The following is a 17,152-nucleotide window of genomic DNA, read 5'->3' as shown; positions in this document are numbered from 1 at the left end:
ATGACGGAAGAAAGAAAAGCACCAGCTATTCGTTTCAAAGAATTTTCAGGTCAAAATGCGGAAGCTTGGGAACAGCGGAAGTTGGAGGAGTGCTCAGAAATATCTGCTGGTGGAGATATTGATAAATCTAAATTATTGAATAATGGGAAATATCCGGTCGTTGCCAATGCTCTTACAAATGACGGAATTATTGGGTATTATAATGATAGCTTTAGAATAGAGGCTCCTGCAGTTACAGTAACTGGCAGAGGTAATGTTGGAGTAGCAAAAGCTCGTAACGAAAATTTTACTCCTGTTGTGCGTCTTCTATCATTAAAATCAGATTATGATGTTGTTTTTTTAGAGAATGCTATAAATACCCAAAATATTGTAATTGAATCAACGGGAGTTCCCCAGTTAACCGTTCCCCAGTTAGGTAATTATAAAATTTTCTTTCCTTCTCCCCCCGAACAAAGGGCCATTGGCAGCCTCTTCCAAGATCTGGACAAGCTCATTACACTTCAACAGCGTAAGTTAGAGGTTCTCAAAGAGCAGAAGAAAACCTACCTCAAGCTCCTCTCCCCAGCCAAAGGACAAAAGAAACCAGTCCTTCGCTTCGCAGGATTTGAAGATGAGTGGAAGGAAGTGAAAGTTTCAGATATTTTTAGAGTTACTAGGGGACAAGTACTAGCAACAACGGAGATATCAGAAGAAAAAACAGATACTCATAAATATCCCGTATATTCTTCTCAAACCAAAAACGAAGGATTGTTAGGATATTATGATAAATATTTATTTGAAACAGCAGTAACTTGGACAACTGATGGAGCAAATGCTGGAACGGTAAATTATAGGGAAGGAAAATTTTATAGTACAAATGTGAACGGTGTCTTATTGTCTGATGAAGGTTTTGCTAATAAAGTGATTGCAGAAATATTAAATAACGAAGCTTGGAAATATGTTTCAAAAGTTGGCAACCCGAAACTAATGAATAATGTAATGTCAGAGATTAGTTTAGTTATCCCTAATGATTTTAGAGAGATTTCCATCCTGTCATCCCTCTTCCAAGACCTAGATAAGTTCATTGCCCTTCAACAGCGTAGACTGGACAAACTGCAGAATATGAAAAAAGCTTTACTTGAACAAATGATGATGTAAAGGAGTTACAGATGACTGTTTTTAGCAAAGAAGCTGATTTTGAACAGGCCTTGATAGAGGTACTTTTTACCAAGGGCTGGGAAAAAGAAATCCTCCACTACCCCACTGAGCAGGATCTGATTGAGAATTGGGCCAGGATTCTCTTTGATAATAATCGTGAACGCGACCGTCTCAATGACCAGCCTTTAACAGACGGTGAAATGGCTCAGATTTTAGAGCAGATTGAAAATCTCCGAACACCACTAAAGCTGAACGGTTTCATCAACGGAGGTTCAGTCTCAGTCAAAAGAGACAATCCAGCAGATCCTGAGCATTTTGGAAAAGAGATTAGTCTCAAAATCTATAATCGTAAGGAGATTGCTGCAGGTTCAAGTCGCTATCAGATTGCAAGACAGCCTCAATTTCCAACAAAATCTCCTATTCTCCATGATAGACGAGGCGATTTGATGCTTTTAATCAATGGCATGCCAGTCTTTCACTTGGAGCTAAAACGCAGTGGTGTTCCAGTCAGCCATGCCACAATACAAATAGAAAAATATGCCAGAGAGGGCATTTTCAAAGGTCTCTTCTCTTTGGTTCAAATCTTTGTGGCCATGGAGCCGAATGAAACTGTCTACTTTGCCAATCCAGGACCGGATGGACGTTTTAATTCAGATTATTATTTCCATTGGGAAGATTTTAATAATGAGTTAATCAACAACTGGAAAGATATTGCTGTTTATCTTTTGTCAATCCCGATGGCGCATCAGCTAATCGGTTATTACACTATAGCTGACCAGTCGGATGGAATTTTAAAAGTTTTACGTAGCTACCAATACTATGCAGTTGCAGCAATTTCTGACCGGGTAGCTAAAAATAAGTGGGCTGATCGCAATCAGCTTGGTGGTTTTATTTGGCATACAACAGGATCTGGCAAGACCATGACTAGTTTTAAAGCTGCCCAGCTAATTGCTAACTCAAAAGATGCAGATAAAGTAATATTTTTATTGGATAGAATTGAACTAGGAACTCAGTCTATAAAAGAATATCGAGGTTTTGCAGAGGAGAGAGAATCAGTTCAAGAAACAAAAAATACAACTATGCTTAGGACTCGCTTGAAAAGTAAGTCTCCCGAAAATACTTTGATTGTTACCTCTATTCAAAAGATGAGTAATATCAAAGAGGAGGATGGGATGACCGATGCAGAGCTGGAAGAGATGAGAAAAAATAGGATTGTGTTTATCATCGATGAGGCTCATCGCTCTACTTTTGGCGAGATGATGATTACCATTAAAGAGACCTTTCCTCAAGCTCTGTTCTTCGGTTTTACTGGTACGCCTATTAAAAAGGAAAATGAGCGAAAAAAGAATACAACAACTTCGATTTTTGGTCAAGAATTACATCATTACACTATCGCGGATGGAATTCGCGATAAAAATGTTTTAGGATTTGATCCTTATAAAGTCTTAATCTATAAGGATCGTGAAATCAGAGAAAAAGTAGCCCTAAATCAGGCGAAAGCTTCTAGTGTAGAAGAAGCAGTTAGTAAGCAGGAAAAGAGTAAAGTCTACTATCACTTTATGGATGGTTCAAAAGTCAAGATGGCAGGCTTTATGAATAGAAAAGGGAAGTACATCAAAGGAATTGAAGACTACATACCAAAAAATCAATATCTAACACCTGACTATCAGAAAGCTGTTGTGAAGGACATCTGTGATAACTGGTTAACCTTGAGTCGTAATGGAAAATTCCATGCTATTTTTGCGACTAGCAGTATCCAAGAAGCTATTTCTTATTATCGGTTGCTGAAAGCAATAAAGCCTGAGTTAAGAGTAACAGCGTTATTTGATCCAAATGTTGATAATAATGATGGCTTTGATTTTAAAGAAGATGCTCTTGTAGAGATTCTAACTGATTATGAGAAACAATATGGTCAGCTTTACACTTTGGCATCTCATGATCGTTTCAAAAAGGATGTTTCTAATCGTTTGGCGCACAAACACCAGCATAAATGGATTGAAAGAGAGCCAGAAAAGCAATTAGACTTACTTATCGTTGTAAATCAAATGTTAACAGGATTTGATTCTAAATGGGTTAATACTCTTTATGTAGACCAATTGATGAAGGATGAACTGATTATCCAAGCCTTTTCTCGAACCAATAGGATTTTTGGAGAGGACAAACCATTTGGTACCATCCGCTATTATCGTAAACCTCACACTATGGAACGGAATATTGAAGATGCAGTTCAGCTTTATTCAGGCGACAGTCCTGTAGAGCTTTTTGTCAATAAGTTAGATCAGAATTTAGTCATGCTAAATACTCGTTTTTATCAAATTCGGGACATTTTTGAAAGTTCTGGTGTAGAAAATTTTGAGAAACTTCCTGCTGAGAGAAGTGAAAAAGCAAAATTTGCTAAACTATTTAATTCGTTTAACGATTATCTTGAAGCAGCTCGAATTCAAGGCTTTAAATGGTCTAAATTACACTACGAAATTTCAAAAGGTGCTGGAAAGAAAAAATCAGTAGTGGATGTAGTATGCGATGAGACGACGTATAACATTTTAGTTATTCGCTATAAGGAACTGATGAGTAATGGGGGTGGAGGCAAAGGTCCAGGTGATGTACCATTTGATTTGTCAACCTCTATAATTGAAATAGATACTGGAATGATTGATGCTGACTATATGAATTCTCGTTTCCAAAAGTATATTAAAGCTTTGGGAACGGAGGAATCTGAAAGTCTTTTGAATGAACTGCACAAAACCTTTGCAACCCTGACACAGGAAGAGCAAAAAATTGCAAATTTAATCTTACACGATATTCAAAATGGGGAGATAGAGGTAGATAGTACACTGACACTTCGTGACTACATTAATGACTATCAGGTTCAAATTCATTATGATCGAATTAAACGTTTAAGCGATACCTTTGGTCTTGATGAAGAACTGTTAAGACAAATGATGTCTATGAAGTTGACTGAAATAACATTAAATGAATTTGGTCGTTTTGATCTTTTAAAAAATTCTGTTGATAAACAGAAGGCTAAGTCGTATTTTGAAAATATAGCTGGAAATACACTGACAACGTTTAAGGTAAATGTAAAAACATCAGATTTACTCAAGCGATTTATTCTTGAAGGTGGTTTTGAAGTCTGAATAATTTGCTTTCATCCTGATATTCTTAATTCAACTATTTTATCATCGTGAATATCAATTCATTTCAGAAAGGAAAACTCTCAAATTGCCCTACAAATTTCTACTTTTTGATCTAGATCACACCTTGCTTGATTTTGATGCTGCTGAGGATGTGGCTTTGACGCAACTTCTAAAGGAAGAAGGAGTTGCGGACATTCAAGCCTATAAAGACTATTACGTTCCTATGAACAAGGCTCTCTGGAAGGACTTGGAGCAAAAGAAAATCAGTAAACAAGAACTGATTAACACGCGCTTTTCTCGTTTATTTGCCCATTTTGGACAGAAAAAAGACGGTAGGTTACTTGCCCAGCGTTACCAATTTTACTTAGCCCAACAGGGACAAACTCTTTCGGGTACTCATGAACTCTTGGACAGCCTCATCGAACGTGATTATGACTTGTATGCTGCGACAAATGGGATTACTGCCATCCAGACAGGACGTCTGGCTCAATCTGGTCTGGCTCCCTATTTCAACCAAGTCTTTATCTCTGAGCAATTGCAAACGCAAAAACCTGATGCACTATTCTATGAAAAAATCGGTCAGCAGATTGCAGGATTTGATAAAGAAAAGACGCTGATGATTGGAGATTCCTTAACAGCTGACATTCAAGGTGGTAATAATGCTGACATTGACACCATCTGGTACAACCCTCATCACCTCGAAAATCACACACAAGCCCAGCCGACTTATGAAGTTCATTCTTACCAAGACTTGCTGGATTGTTTAGATGCTTTGTAGTGATTTTCCTAAGAGGTGTTGATATGGAAATTAAAGTCATTGAAGAGATTGATAACTTACTAAATCTCATCGAGCAGTATCAGTTAAAAGGTGTGGTTGCTCAAGTAAATTCGTTAAAAGAGTTAAAGTATATCATAAGCAATCATATAGAGTTAAGTACTCGAGAGAAGATGAATATCCACTATTCACTTTTTCTCCCTAGGGGTGGCTTATCTGAACTCTACTATATGGACGCTAATTTTGAACGGATGAAGTCTGTAAATAATCAACTTTCCTATGCTATTGAAACAATCGAAAAGTTTTTAATGGCTGATTGATACTGTGAATACTAATGTCCAATACTAGGATGAATAACAGTATATATAAGAACTGTAAAAAGTGGTTTAGATAGCCACTTTTTGCTATAATAGAGGCAGTAAAAACGAAGGAGTTGGCGATGCAACACTCATCATGGCATGCTTTGATTAAGGAGCAATTACCTGAAGGTTATTTCGGGAAAATCAATCAATTTATGGAACAGGTCTATGCTCAGGGAACTGTCTATCCACCTAAGGAAAAAGTTTTTCAAGCTCTCTTGACTACTCATCTGGAAGAGGTTAAGGTGGTGATTCTAGGGCAAGACCCCTATCACGGGCCAGGTCAAGCGCAGGGTTTGAGTTTTTCTGTACCCGATGCTATCCCAGCTCCGCCGTCCTTGCAAAATATCTTGAAAGAATTGTCGGATGACATCGGAGCTAAGAAATCCCATGATTTGACAGCTTGGGCTGAGCAAGGAGTCTTGCTTCTCAATGCTTGCTTGACGGTTCCTGCTGGGCAAGCCAATGGTCATTCTGGGCTAATATGGGAGCCCTTTACTGATGCTGTGATTCAGGTGGTCAATAATCTAGACAGACCTGTAGTCTTTGTGCTCTGGGGCGCTTATGCACGTAAGAAGAAGGTCTTGGTTACCAATCCTCACCACTTGATTATCGAATCAGCCCATCCTAGTCCGTTATCGGTTTATAGAGGATTTTGGGGTTCCAAGCCTTTTTCCAAGGCCAATGCATTCTTAAAAGAGACAGGACAAGAGCCAATCGATTGGCTTAGATAAGGAGAAAATATGCCTCAGTTAGCGACTATTTGCTACATTGATAACGGAAAAGAACTGCTCATGCTCCATCGCAATAAGAAGCCCAACGATGTCCATGAAGGCAAATGGATTGGTGTGGGTGGAAAGCTAGAGCGAGGTGAGACTCCACAGGAATGTGCAGCGCGTGAAATCCTCGAAGAAACAGGGCTCAAAGCCAAGCCGGTTCTAAAAGGTGTTATCACTTTTCCAGAATTCACACCAGATTTAGACTGGTACACCTATGTTTTTAAGGTGACGGAGTTTGAGGGTAACTTGATTGACTGCAATGAGGGGACGCTGGAATGGGTTCCCTATGATGAAGTTTTGAGCAAGCCAACTTGGGAGGGTGATCACACTTTTGTTGAGTGGCTTTTAGAAGATAAAACCTTCTTTTCAGCCAAGTTTGTTTATGATGGGGATAAATTATTGGATACCCAAGTTGATTTCTATGAATAAAGGAGAAAGCAGATGCTACTTATCAAAAATGGTCGTGTAATGGATCCCAAGTCTGGTTTGGATCAAGTGTGTGATGTTTTGGTCCAAGATGGGAAAATTGTCAAAATTGCACCTGAAATCAAGGAAGAAGGAGCAGAGGTGCTTGATGCTACTGGTCTAGTAGTTGCTCCTGGATTGGTCGATATCCATGTTCATTTCCGTGAACCTGGTCAAACTCATAAAGAAGACATTCATACTGGTGCCCTAGCAGCCGCTGCAGGTGGCTTTACAACCGTTGTCATGATGGCTAATACTAGTCCAACCATTTCGGATGTAGAGACTCTTCAAGAAGTTCTCCAGTCAGCTGCCAAGGAAAAGATTAACGTCAAGACAGTTGCGACCATTACTAAGAACTTTAATGGCCAAGACTTGACTGATTTTAAGGCGCTTTTAGAAGCTGGAGCCGTTGGTTTTTCAGATGATGGAATTCCGCTTGAAAGTAGTAAAGTGGTTAAGGAAGCAATGGAAGAAGCCAAAAAACTCAATACCTTTATCTGCCTTCATGAGGAAGATCCAGGTTTGAATGGAATTCTTGGCTTTAACGAAAACATCGCTAAAGAACATTTCCATATCTGTGGAGCGACAGGAGTGGCTGAGTACGCTATGATTGCGCGCGATGTTATGATTGCCTATGCAACCAAGGCCCATGTTCACATTCAGCATTTGTCTAAGGAAGAAAGTGTCAAGGTGGTGGAGTTTGCTCAAGGACTAGGTGCGCAGGTCACAGCAGAAGTAGCGCCACAGCATTTCTCTAAGACAGAAGCTCTTCTTTTAACTCAAGGAAGCAATGCCAAAATGAATCCTCCACTTCGTTTGGAGTCAGACCGTCGTGCCGTTATCGAAGGTCTCAAGTCAGGTGTTATCACAGTTATCGCAACGGACCACGCGCCTCACCATGCAGATGAGAAAAATGTTGAAGATATCACCAAAGCACCATCTGGTATGACAGGTTTGGAAACCTCTCTTTCTCTTGGTTTGACTTATTTGGTGGAAGCTGGTGAGTTGAGCTTGATGGAATTGCTAGAAAAAATGACTGTCAATCCAGCCAAGCTTTACAACTTTGAAGCAGGTTACTTGGCTGAGAATGGTCCAGCGGATATCACTATCTTTGACGCTAAGGCTGACCGCCTTGTGGACTCCCATTTTGCGTCAAAAGCAGCTAATTCCCCATTTATCGGTGAAACTTTAAAAGGGCAGGTTAAATATACCATCTGCAAGGGACAAATTGTCTACCAAAACTAGATGGGATTCTGCTCTAGAAACTATAAGAATAGAGAGCGTATATGTATCCAACCCATCAATTTAAAGACAAGTTTGTCTTATTTCTTAAGATATTTTTCCCTATTCTGATCTATCAATTTGCCAATTATTCTGCCTCTTTTGTTGATACAACCATGACTGGGCAGTACAATACCATGGACTTGGCGGGGGTGTCAACCGCAACGAGTCTATGGAATCCTTTCTTTACTTTTTTAACAGGGATTGTTTCGGCCATGGTTCCCATCATAGGCCATCATCTGGGACGGGGCAAAAAGGAAGAAGTAGCATCTGATTTTTACCAATTTATCTACTTGGCTTTCGGACTGTCTTTGGTCTTGCTTGGAATGGTAGTATTCTTAGCGCCACCTGTCTTAACCAACATCGGACTAGAAGCTCAAGTGGCGGCAGTTGCAGTTTCCTATCTTTGGTACCTGTCTATTGGAATTATTCCCTTGTTGCTGTTCAGTGTCATTCGCTCTTTGTTGGATTCTCTTGGATTGACCAAGCTATCTATGTACCTCATGCTCCTATTACTTCCGCTCAATAGTGGTTTTAACTATCTCTTGATATATGGAGCTTTCGGTTTCCCTGAGCTTGGTGGCGCAGGAGCAGGACTAGGAACTTCACTAGCCTATTGGGTTTTATTGGGGATTTCTATTCTTGTTTTATTCAAACAAGAAAGGTTAAAAGCGTTACATCTTGAAAAACGCATTCCACTAAATATAGATAAAATCAAGGAAGGTGTTCGATTAGGTCTACCAATCGGGGGAACCGTATTTGCTGAAGTAGCCATTTTCTCCGTGGTTGGACTAATCATGGCTAAGTTTTCATCGCTCATCATTGCCAGTCACCAGTCAGCTATGAATTTTTCGAGTCTCATGTATGCTTTTCCTATGAGTATTTCCTCTGCTATGGCGATTGTTGTGTCTTACGAGGTGGGGGCCAAACGTTTTGAGGATGCAAAAATCTATGCTCGTCTGGGGAGAGTAACCGCCCTTATTTTTGCAGGTCTTACCCTATCTTTTCTCTACATTTTTAGAGATCGTGTAGCAAGTCTATATGGGAATGACTCTCAGTTCATTGAAACAACTGCTGTATTTCTAACCTACAGTCTCTTTTTCCAGCTAGCTGATACCTTTGCGGCTCCGCTCCAAGGAATTTTAAGAGGGTATAAGGACACTATCGTTCCTTTCTATCTTGGCTTAATCGGATATTGGGGAGTAGCGATACCACTAGGATATCTACTAGATCAAGTAACTGACTTAGGGGCATTTGCCTACTGGATTGGGTTAATTGCCAGCTTGATTGTTTCTGGTTGTTTGTATCAATGGCGTCTGAAAACCGTAATGAAAAGATTGAGCTAATTTTTGGAAAATATCCTGAAAAAGCACTTTGTGAAAAAATACTCTAACTAGAGAGAATCCCTGTTTTAACAGGGGTTTATTTTTTTATATTGTGAATTTTTATTAGCCATATACTTTGACAGCGTATACTAAAAAAGGTAAAATAGTAAGGTAAGTACAAAGTTAGAAAGGCAAGATTATGTCAACTTTAGATAAAAATCTTTTGCTAGAGATGTTCCGTAAGATGGAAGAAATCCGTCGCATGGACTTAAAAATCGCTCAGTTAGTGAAAAAGGGGAAAGTTCCCGGTATGACTCACTTTTCTGTCGGAGAGGAAGCTGCTAACGTCGGAGCGATGCTGGCTCTTAATCCAGATGATCTGATTACCTCAAATCACCGTGGACACGGGCAAGCTATTGCTAAGGGGATTGACCTCAACGGAATGATGGCTGAAATCCTCGGGAAATACACTGGAACCTGTAAAGGAAAAGGTGGTTCTATGCACATCGCTGACCTGGATGCTGGGAACCTCGGTGCCAATGGTATCGTTGGTGGTGGTATGGGAATCGCTGTCGGTGCAGCCCTCAGTCAACAAATGCAAAACACTGGAAAAATCGTCGTTTGCTTCTTTGGAGATGGTGCGACCAACGAAGGTGTCTTCCACGAAGCAGTCAACATGGCTTCTATTTGGAACTTGCCAGTTGTTTTCTACTGCATTAACAACGGTTATGGGATCTCTGCGGATATCAAGAAAATGACCAATGTAGAGCATATCCATCAACGTAGTGCGGCATATGGAATTCCTGGAATGTTTATCGAAGATGGGAACAACGTCATCGATGTCTATGAAGGATTTAAGAAAGCTGTAGATCATGTTCGTGGTGGCAATGGCCCAGTCTTGATCGAAAGTGTAACCTATCGCTGGCTTGGCCACTCATCATCTGACCCTGGTAAATATCGTACTCGTGAAGAAGTGGAATTGTGGAAACAAAAAGACCCAATCGAAAACCTTCGCAAATACCTCATTGAAAACAATATTGCAAGTGCAGAAGAATTGGAAGAAATTCAAGCACAAGTCAAGGAAGCAGTAGAAGCTTCTGTTAAATTTGCTGAAGAAAGCCCATTCCCACCACTAGAATCAGCATTTGAAGATATTTACGCAGACTAAGGAGAAAGAGATAAAAATGGAAACAAAAACAATGTCGTTCCGTGACACCATTATCCTTGCTATGTCTGAGGAAATGCGTCGCGATGAAAATGTATTCTTGATGGGAGAAGACGTCGGTGTCTTTGGAGGAGACTTCGGAACTTCTGTTGGAATGCTCGAAGAATTTGGTCCAGAACGTGTTCGTGACTGTCCGATTTCTGAAGCTGCTATCTCAGGTGCAGCAGCAGGAGCAGCCATGACAGGACTTCGCCCAATCGTTGATATGACCTTCATGGACTTCTCGGTCATTGCCATGGACAATATCGTCAACCAAGCTGCTAAAACACGTTACATGTTTGGTGGGAAAGGTCAGGTTCCAATGACTGTCCGCTGTGCAGCTGGTAACGGAGTTGGTTCTGCGGCTCAGCACTCGCAATCTCTAGAGTCTTGGTTTACTCACATTCCTGGACTTAAGGTTGTAGCTCCTGGAACACCTGCGGATATGAAAGGACTTCTCAAGTCAGCTATCCGTGATAATAACCCTGTTATCATTCTTGAGTACAAGTCAGAATTTAACCAAAAAGGGGAAGTGCCAGTTGATCCAGACTATACACTCCCACTTGGGGTTGGGGAAATCAAACGCGAAGGTACAGATGTAACAGTCGTTACTTATGGCAAAATGCTTCGCCGTGTAGTTCAAGCTGCTGAAGAATTAGCAGAAGAGGGAATTTCAGTTGAAATTGTGGACCCACGTACCCTTGTTCCGCTTGATAAGGATATCATCATTAACTCAGTGAAGAAGACTGGTAAGGTGGTGCTTGTCAACGATGCTCACAAAACAAGTGGCTATATCGGAGAGATTTCAGCTATTATTTCAGAATCAGAAGCATTTGATTATCTAGACGCACCAATACGCCGTTGCGCCGGAGAAGATGTGCCAATGCCTTACGCACAAAATCTAGAAAATGCAATGATTCCAACAGTTGAAAGCATCAAAGATGCCATACGTAAAACTTATAACAAAGAATAAAATTACATAAAATAAATTATGTAAAAATAGTTTTTAACTTTAGCAACTTGAGATACGTATTGTACCTAAGTTGTTTGAAAGTTGCGACAGAAGGGAGTCGGATCGATAATATTCGACGAACGACTTAGTAAGTCTACTAGGTTGACCGCCTGATAGCGGCAACCGTAGTAACTTGAGACTCGTTTCATATCCAAGTGATTTGAAGAGTTGCGACATGAATGAGTCGAATCGATAATATTAGACGAATGAATTAGTAAGTCTACAAGGTTGACCGCCTAATAGCGGCAACCGTAGTAACTTGAGACGCGTTTCGTGTCCAAGTTACTTGTAGAGTTGAATTCGGACGGAGGTCTGTGAAAAAAAGATAGATTTTCTTGTGTTCATCGAACACATCGTCAATCTCCTATTTTTTCATTGCCCTCTTCGTCCTTAATATCTTATATTCGAACACGGGCTAAAAGCTCGGAAAAAAGATAAATCTTCTTGGCTTCATCGAAGCCTGCGTAGATTTCCTATTTTTCAGTCGCTTTTTACGCCCTTAGTATCATAATTAGAATTGGAGAGGTCATGGCTGATGACAAGCTAAGAGCGACTCCTGCGGCTAGAAAGTTAGCGGATGATTTAGGTATCAACCTCTACGACGTTTCTGGCTCAGGTGCAAACGGTCGTGTCCACAAAGAAGACGTGGAAACTTATAAAGACACAAATGTGGTTCGCATTTCGCCACTTGCAAAACGAATTGCCCTCGAACATAACATTGCTTGGCAGGAAATCCAAGGAACAGGTCATCGTGGCAAGATCATGAAGAAGGACGTTTTGGCCTTGCTTCCTGAAAATATCGAAAACGATACTATCAAGTCTCCTGCTCAGATTGAAAAAGTGGAAGAAGTACCAGATAATATCACTCCTTATGGTGAAATTGAGCGTATTCCAATGACACCAATGCGTAAGGTTATCGCGCAACGTATGGTTGAATCTTACCTAACTGCGCCAACTTTCACACTCAACTATGAAGTTGATATGACTGAAATGCTGGCCCTTCGTAAGAAGGTTCTTGATCCGATTATGGAAGCGACTGGTAAGAAGACTACTGTAACAGACCTTCTTTCACTCGCTGTTGTGAAAACATTGATGAAACACCCATACATCAACGCTTCATTGACAGAAGATGGCAAGACCATTATCACTCATAACTATGTCAACCTTGCGATGGCGGTTGGTATGGATAACGGTCTAATGACACCAGTTGTTTACAATGCTGAGAAGATGAGCTTGTCAGAGTTGGTCGTTGCATTTAAAGACGTGATTGGTCGTACCTTGGATGGCAAATTGGCTCCAAGTGAGTTACAAAACTCAACCTTCACAATTAGTAACTTGGGAATGTTTGGTGTTCAGTCCTTTGGTCCGATTATTAACCAACCCAACTCAGCTATTCTGGGTGTAAGTTCGACAATCGAGAAACCTGTAGTTGTCAATGGTGAGATTGTCATTCGCCCTATCATGAGCCTTGGTTTAACTATTGACCACCGTGTTGTAGATGGTATGGCTGGTGCTAAGTTTATGAAAGACTTGAAAGCCTTGATTGAGAATCCGATCTCAATGTTGGTTTAAGTCAGCTATTGTTATTTTAGAGATTTAGAAGGAAGTAAGACATGGCCTTAGAAGTAATTATGCCAAAAGCCGGCGTAGATATGACAGAAGGACAAATTGTCCAATGGAATAAAAAAGTCGGTGAATTTGTAAAAGAAGGAGAAATCCTTTTGGAAATCATGACTGACAAAGTCAGCATGGAATTGGAAGCAGAAGAAGATGGATACTTGATTGCCATCCTTAAAGGAGATGGTGAAACTGTTCCAGTAACTGAAGTTATCGGTTACCTTGGTGAAGAAGGGGAAAACATCCCAACAGCTGGAGCAGCTACGCCAGAAGCTAGCCCGGCGCCTGCAGCTAGTGCTTCAAACGACGACGGCAAGAGCGATGATGCCTTTGATATCGTTGTGATTGGTGGAGGTCCTGCTGGATATGTAGCGGCCATTAAAGCTGCTCAACTTGGTGGTAAGGTTGCCCTTGTTGAGAAATCTGAACTCGGTGGAACCTGCTTGAACCGTGGATGTATCCCAACTAAGACCTACCTTCACAACGCTGAAATCATCGAAAACATCGGTCATGCAGCAAACCGTGGTATCGTCATCGAAAATCCAAACTTCACTGTAGATATGGATAAACTTCTTGAAACCAAGTCTAAGGTTGTCAATACTTTGGTTGGTGGAGTTGCAGGTCTTCTTCGTAGCTACGGAGTTACTGTTCATAAGGGAATTGGTACCATCACTAAAGACAAGAATGTCTTGGTAAATGGTTCGGAATTGCTTGAAACTAAGAAAATTATCCTTGCCGGTGGTTCAAAAGTCAGCAAGATAAACGTTCCTGGTATGGAATCATCACTCGTAATGACAAGTGATGACATTCTTGAAATGAACGAAGTTCCAGAAAGCCTTGTTATCATCGGTGGTGGAGTTGTCGGTATCGAACTGGGTCAGGCCTTCATGACATTTGGTTCAAAAGTAACTGTTATCGAAATGATGGACCGTATCGTTCCAGCTATGGATGCTGAAGTTTCTAAGAACCTTCGCTTGATCCTTGAACGTAAAGGAATGACCATCTTGACAGGTACTAAACTGCAAGAAATCATCGAGGAAAATGGTCAACTTCGTATTAAAGTTGAAGGAAAAGACGATATCATTGCAAGCAAAGCGCTCCTTTCAATCGGTCGTGTGCCAGACCTTGAAGGAATTGGCGATGTTGAGTTTGAATTGGATCGTGGTCGTATCAAGGTCAACGAATACATGGAAACTTCTGTTTCAGGAATTTACGCACCAGGTGACATCAATGGTACGAAGATGTTGGCTCACGCAGCCTTCCGTATGGGTGAAGTTGCCGCTGAAAATGCCCTTAAAGGAAATCATGCTGTTGCCAAACTTAACTTGACTCCTGCAGCCATCTACACTCTTCCTGAAGTAGCAGCAGTAGGTCTAACTGAAGAACAAGCTCGTGAGAAATACGATGTCGCTATCGGTAAATTCAACTTTGCTGCTAACGGACGTGCCATTGCTTCTGATGCGGCTCAAGGTTTCGTTAAAGTCATTGCAGATAAGAAATACGGTGAAATCCTTGGTGTCCATATCATCGGTCCTGCAGCTGCAGAATTGATCAACGAAGCGTCAAGTATCATCGAAATGGAAATTACTGTCGAAGAAATGCTGAAGACTATCCACGGACACCCAACATACTCTGAAGTGATGTACGAAGCGTTTGCGGATGTTCTAGGAATGGCCATCCATTCACCTAAGAAAAAATAAAACGAAGATAGACTAGACTGGAAGATTATTTCCAGTCTCTATCGTATAAAGGGATATCATGAAATATATTATCAATCATTCAAACGACACTGCTTTTAATATCGCCTTGGAAGAATATGCCTTTAAACACTTACTAGATGAGGATCAAATCTTCCTTCTTTGGATTAACAAACCTTCTATCATTGTTGGTCGTCACCAGAACACTATCGAAGAAATTAACCGTGATTATGTTCGAGAAAATGGTATTGAGGTAGTCCGTCGTATCAGTGGTGGTGGAGCTGTTTATCACGATTTAAACAACCTCAACTACACCATCATTTCAAAAGAAGATGAAAACAAGGCCTTTGACTTCAAGAGCTTCTCAACTCCAGTTATCAATACCTTGGCTCAACTAGGCGTTAAAGCTGAGTTCACAGGCCGTAATGACCTTGAGATTGATGGCAAAAAATTCTGTGGCAATGCCCAAGCCTATATCAATGGCCGTATCATGCACCACGGTTGCTTGCTCTTTGACGTTGATTTGTCAGTCCTTGCTAATGCCCTCAAGGTTTCAAAAGATAAGTTTGAATCAAAAGGTGTGAAATCCGTCCGTGCCCGTGTAACCAATATTGTCAATGAATTACCAGAAAAAATCACAGTTGAAGAATTCCGTGATTTGCTATTGGAATACATGAAAAAAGAGTATCCAGAGATGACTGAATATGTTTTTTCTGAGCAAGAATTGGCTGAAATCAATCGTATCAAGGATACCAAGTTCGGTACTTGGGACTGGAACTACGGTAAATCACCTGAATTTAACGTCCGTCGTGGAACAAAATTCACCAGTGGTAAGGTCGAAGTTTTTGCCAACGTCATTGAATCAAAAATCCAAGATATCAAGATTTATGGGGACTTCTTTGGTATCGAGGACGTTGCAGCTGTAGAAGATGTCCTTCGTGGTGTAAAATACGAACGCGAAGATGTCCTTAAAGCTCTAGAAACTATTGATATTACACGCTACTTTTCTGGTATTAGCCGTGAAGAAATCGCTGAAGCGGTAGTAGGATAAATCAAAAAAGAAGTTGCTAAAATATGCAACTTCTTTTTTTGTGGTATAGTATACATAATTATAATTATGTATTAATTATAAACTATCCAAAGCATTCTTTTGTTCATCATTAACGATATGGGTATAGAGGTCAGTGACTTGTGTGCTGGCGTGACCTAGCTGGTGACTGACCAAAACTTGCGATTTAGTTGCATCATAGAGCCTAGTTGCTAGGGTATGGCGGAGTTTATGGGGTGTTACACGAACTTTGAAGTCCTCAGAGTACTTTGCGACCATTTTTTCAACACTGGAAGCATCAATCCGATTAGGAACACCTCGGTAGAGTGTCAGAAAGAGCGCTGTATCTGTCTTTTCCGTCTTATAGCGTTGATTCCGAATGGCTAGATAATTCTCTAGATAAGGTTTTGCAAAGGCCGCGACATTGACCGAGTCGCGTTTGCCACCTTTTCGAGTGACATCAATAACCATCATTTTGAGATTGAGGTCTCTTAGATCCAGATTAACAGCTTCAGATAAGCGAACACCAGATGCCAAGAGAAGGGCAATAATTGCTAAATCACGTTCCTTATTTTTATTGAATGACGACAGAGCACGATTTGAGAGCTGTTGTGGATACTCTTGGTCGATATAAGTTAGAAAACCTTCAGTTTCATCACCTAAAAAAAGTTTTTGCTTGATGTTTTCAGCTCTAGCAGCAAGTGTTTCTTTCTTTTTCTTGGTTGAAACTTTCTTCATTACATTGCGATAGAAATAGGGTTCTCCTTGATCATTTTCAACTTCCTCGGTTAGATATTTGTAAAGACTGGAAAGTGCTGATAAAGTTCGATTGATGGTTGTCTGTGAAACGCCTTGTTTGGTTGTATTGGCATTCAGCAAAGGTCGTTCTCGTAGGTATAGGATAAAGGATTCCATGTCTTTTTTAGACATATTTTCCAGGACTGATAAAGGAATGTCAGACATTTTATCAGCATCTGAAATACCAAACTCCAAAACCCAGCTGAAAAATCGATCGTATTCCTTGAGGTATTCGTACAAGGTTGTAAAACTGTAGGGCACAGCAAGCTTAGATTGGTAGTATTCCAGAACATACCAGGGCATGATTTGTTTTAGTTTGTCGATTCGTTCTAGTAAAATCTCACGTTTCATGATTTTCTCCCTAAATTAGTCTACTAGTAGTATAGCATAGACTTATATATTTTTCAAGAAAATTATAGTTTTTCGGAAAGATGATATAAGAAACTTTTAAAATATCTAACTTTATCCCATTCACTCTGAACCATTTTATTAAATTTCATCATACTTGAGTAACATAT

14 protein-coding genes are annotated in these 17,152 nt (G+C 40.4%); 13 read left to right on the top strand and 1 reads right to left on the bottom strand.

Annotated elements, in window-relative coordinates; all coding sequences use genetic code 11:
• The 13 genes from GMD3S_RS0206095 (at position 1) to GMD3S_RS0206035 (ending at position 15,839) form a co-directional block, all read left to right on the top strand.
• Positions 1–1,137, top strand: coding sequence for a restriction endonuclease subunit S (locus GMD3S_RS0206095; RefSeq protein WP_000134180.1), 1,137 nt, complete (start codon positions 1–3; stop codon positions 1,135–1,137).
• A gap of 11 nt (positions 1,138–1,148) precedes the next feature.
• Complete coding sequence (locus GMD3S_RS0206090; protein ID WP_000215696.1) at positions 1,149–4,274, top strand: type I restriction endonuclease subunit R, EcoR124 family; 3,126 nt, start codon at positions 1,149–1,151, stop codon at positions 4,272–4,274.
• Positions 4,275–4,359: 85 nt separating this feature from the next.
• Entirely contained in the window at positions 4,360–5,052 is a 693-nt protein-coding gene (locus GMD3S_RS0206085; protein ID WP_001146398.1) for a YjjG family noncanonical pyrimidine nucleotidase, read from the top strand.
• A gap of 23 nt (positions 5,053–5,075) precedes the next feature.
• The gene (locus GMD3S_RS0206080; protein ID WP_000404133.1) at positions 5,076–5,369 is read left to right on the top strand and encodes a hypothetical protein; all 294 of its coding nucleotides are present in this window, start codon (positions 5,076–5,078) and stop codon (positions 5,367–5,369) included.
• A 119-nt stretch (positions 5,370–5,488) separates the two neighbouring features.
• On the top strand, positions 5,489–6,142 hold the full coding sequence (locus GMD3S_RS0206075) for a uracil-DNA glycosylase (protein WP_001164851.1): 654 nt from the start codon (positions 5,489–5,491) through the stop codon (positions 6,140–6,142).
• 9 nt (positions 6,143–6,151) lie between these two features.
• Positions 6,152–6,616, top strand: a complete 465-nt coding sequence (locus GMD3S_RS0206070) for an NUDIX hydrolase (protein WP_001135777.1) — start codon at positions 6,152–6,154, stop codon at positions 6,614–6,616.
• A gap of 12 nt (positions 6,617–6,628) precedes the next feature.
• Entirely contained in the window at positions 6,629–7,897 is a 1,269-nt protein-coding gene (locus tag GMD3S_RS0206065; RefSeq protein WP_000924517.1) for a dihydroorotase, read from the top strand.
• A 41-nt stretch (positions 7,898–7,938) separates the two neighbouring features.
• Positions 7,939–9,279: an MATE family efflux transporter gene (locus GMD3S_RS0206060; protein WP_000283627.1), complete on the top strand. Its 1,341-nt coding sequence runs from the start codon at positions 7,939–7,941 to the stop codon at positions 9,277–9,279.
• Between the two features lie 178 nt (positions 9,280–9,457).
• Positions 9,458–10,426: a thiamine pyrophosphate-dependent dehydrogenase E1 component subunit alpha gene (locus tag GMD3S_RS0206055; protein ID WP_000105373.1), complete on the top strand. Its 969-nt coding sequence runs from the start codon at positions 9,458–9,460 to the stop codon at positions 10,424–10,426.
• Between the two features lie 16 nt (positions 10,427–10,442).
• Positions 10,443–11,435: an alpha-ketoacid dehydrogenase subunit beta gene (locus tag GMD3S_RS0206050; RefSeq protein WP_000448708.1), complete on the top strand. Its 993-nt coding sequence runs from the start codon at positions 10,443–10,445 to the stop codon at positions 11,433–11,435.
• 567 nt (positions 11,436–12,002) lie between these two features.
• Positions 12,003–13,046 (top strand): dihydrolipoamide acetyltransferase, encoded by a 1,044-nt coding sequence (locus tag GMD3S_RS0206045; RefSeq protein WP_000752713.1) that lies wholly within the window; start codon positions 12,003–12,005, stop codon positions 13,044–13,046.
• A 41-nt stretch (positions 13,047–13,087) separates the two neighbouring features.
• Positions 13,088–14,791 carry a dihydrolipoyl dehydrogenase gene (gene lpdA, locus GMD3S_RS0206040; RefSeq protein ID WP_001162892.1) on the top strand — a complete coding sequence of 568 codons (1,704 nt, stop codon included), beginning with the start codon at positions 13,088–13,090 and terminating at the stop codon, positions 14,789–14,791.
• 58 nt (positions 14,792–14,849) lie between these two features.
• Positions 14,850–15,839 carry a lipoate--protein ligase gene (locus GMD3S_RS0206035; RefSeq protein WP_000874003.1) on the top strand — a complete coding sequence of 330 codons (990 nt, stop codon included), beginning with the start codon at positions 14,850–14,852 and terminating at the stop codon, positions 15,837–15,839.
• A gap of 75 nt (positions 15,840–15,914) precedes the next feature.
• On the opposite strand, the gene xerS is transcribed toward GMD3S_RS0206035, so the two are convergent.
• A complete protein-coding gene (xerS, locus tag GMD3S_RS0206030; RefSeq protein WP_000817851.1) occupies positions 15,915–16,985 on the bottom strand; it encodes a tyrosine recombinase XerS in 1,071 nt (356 codons plus the stop codon).
• Positions 16,986–17,152: the final 167 nt, after the last annotated feature.

Source organism: Streptococcus sp. GMD3S (assembly GCF_000298695.2).
Taxonomy (GTDB): domain Bacteria; phylum Bacillota; class Bacilli; order Lactobacillales; family Streptococcaceae; genus Streptococcus.
This window is presented reverse-complemented; position numbering and strand designations above follow the sequence as displayed.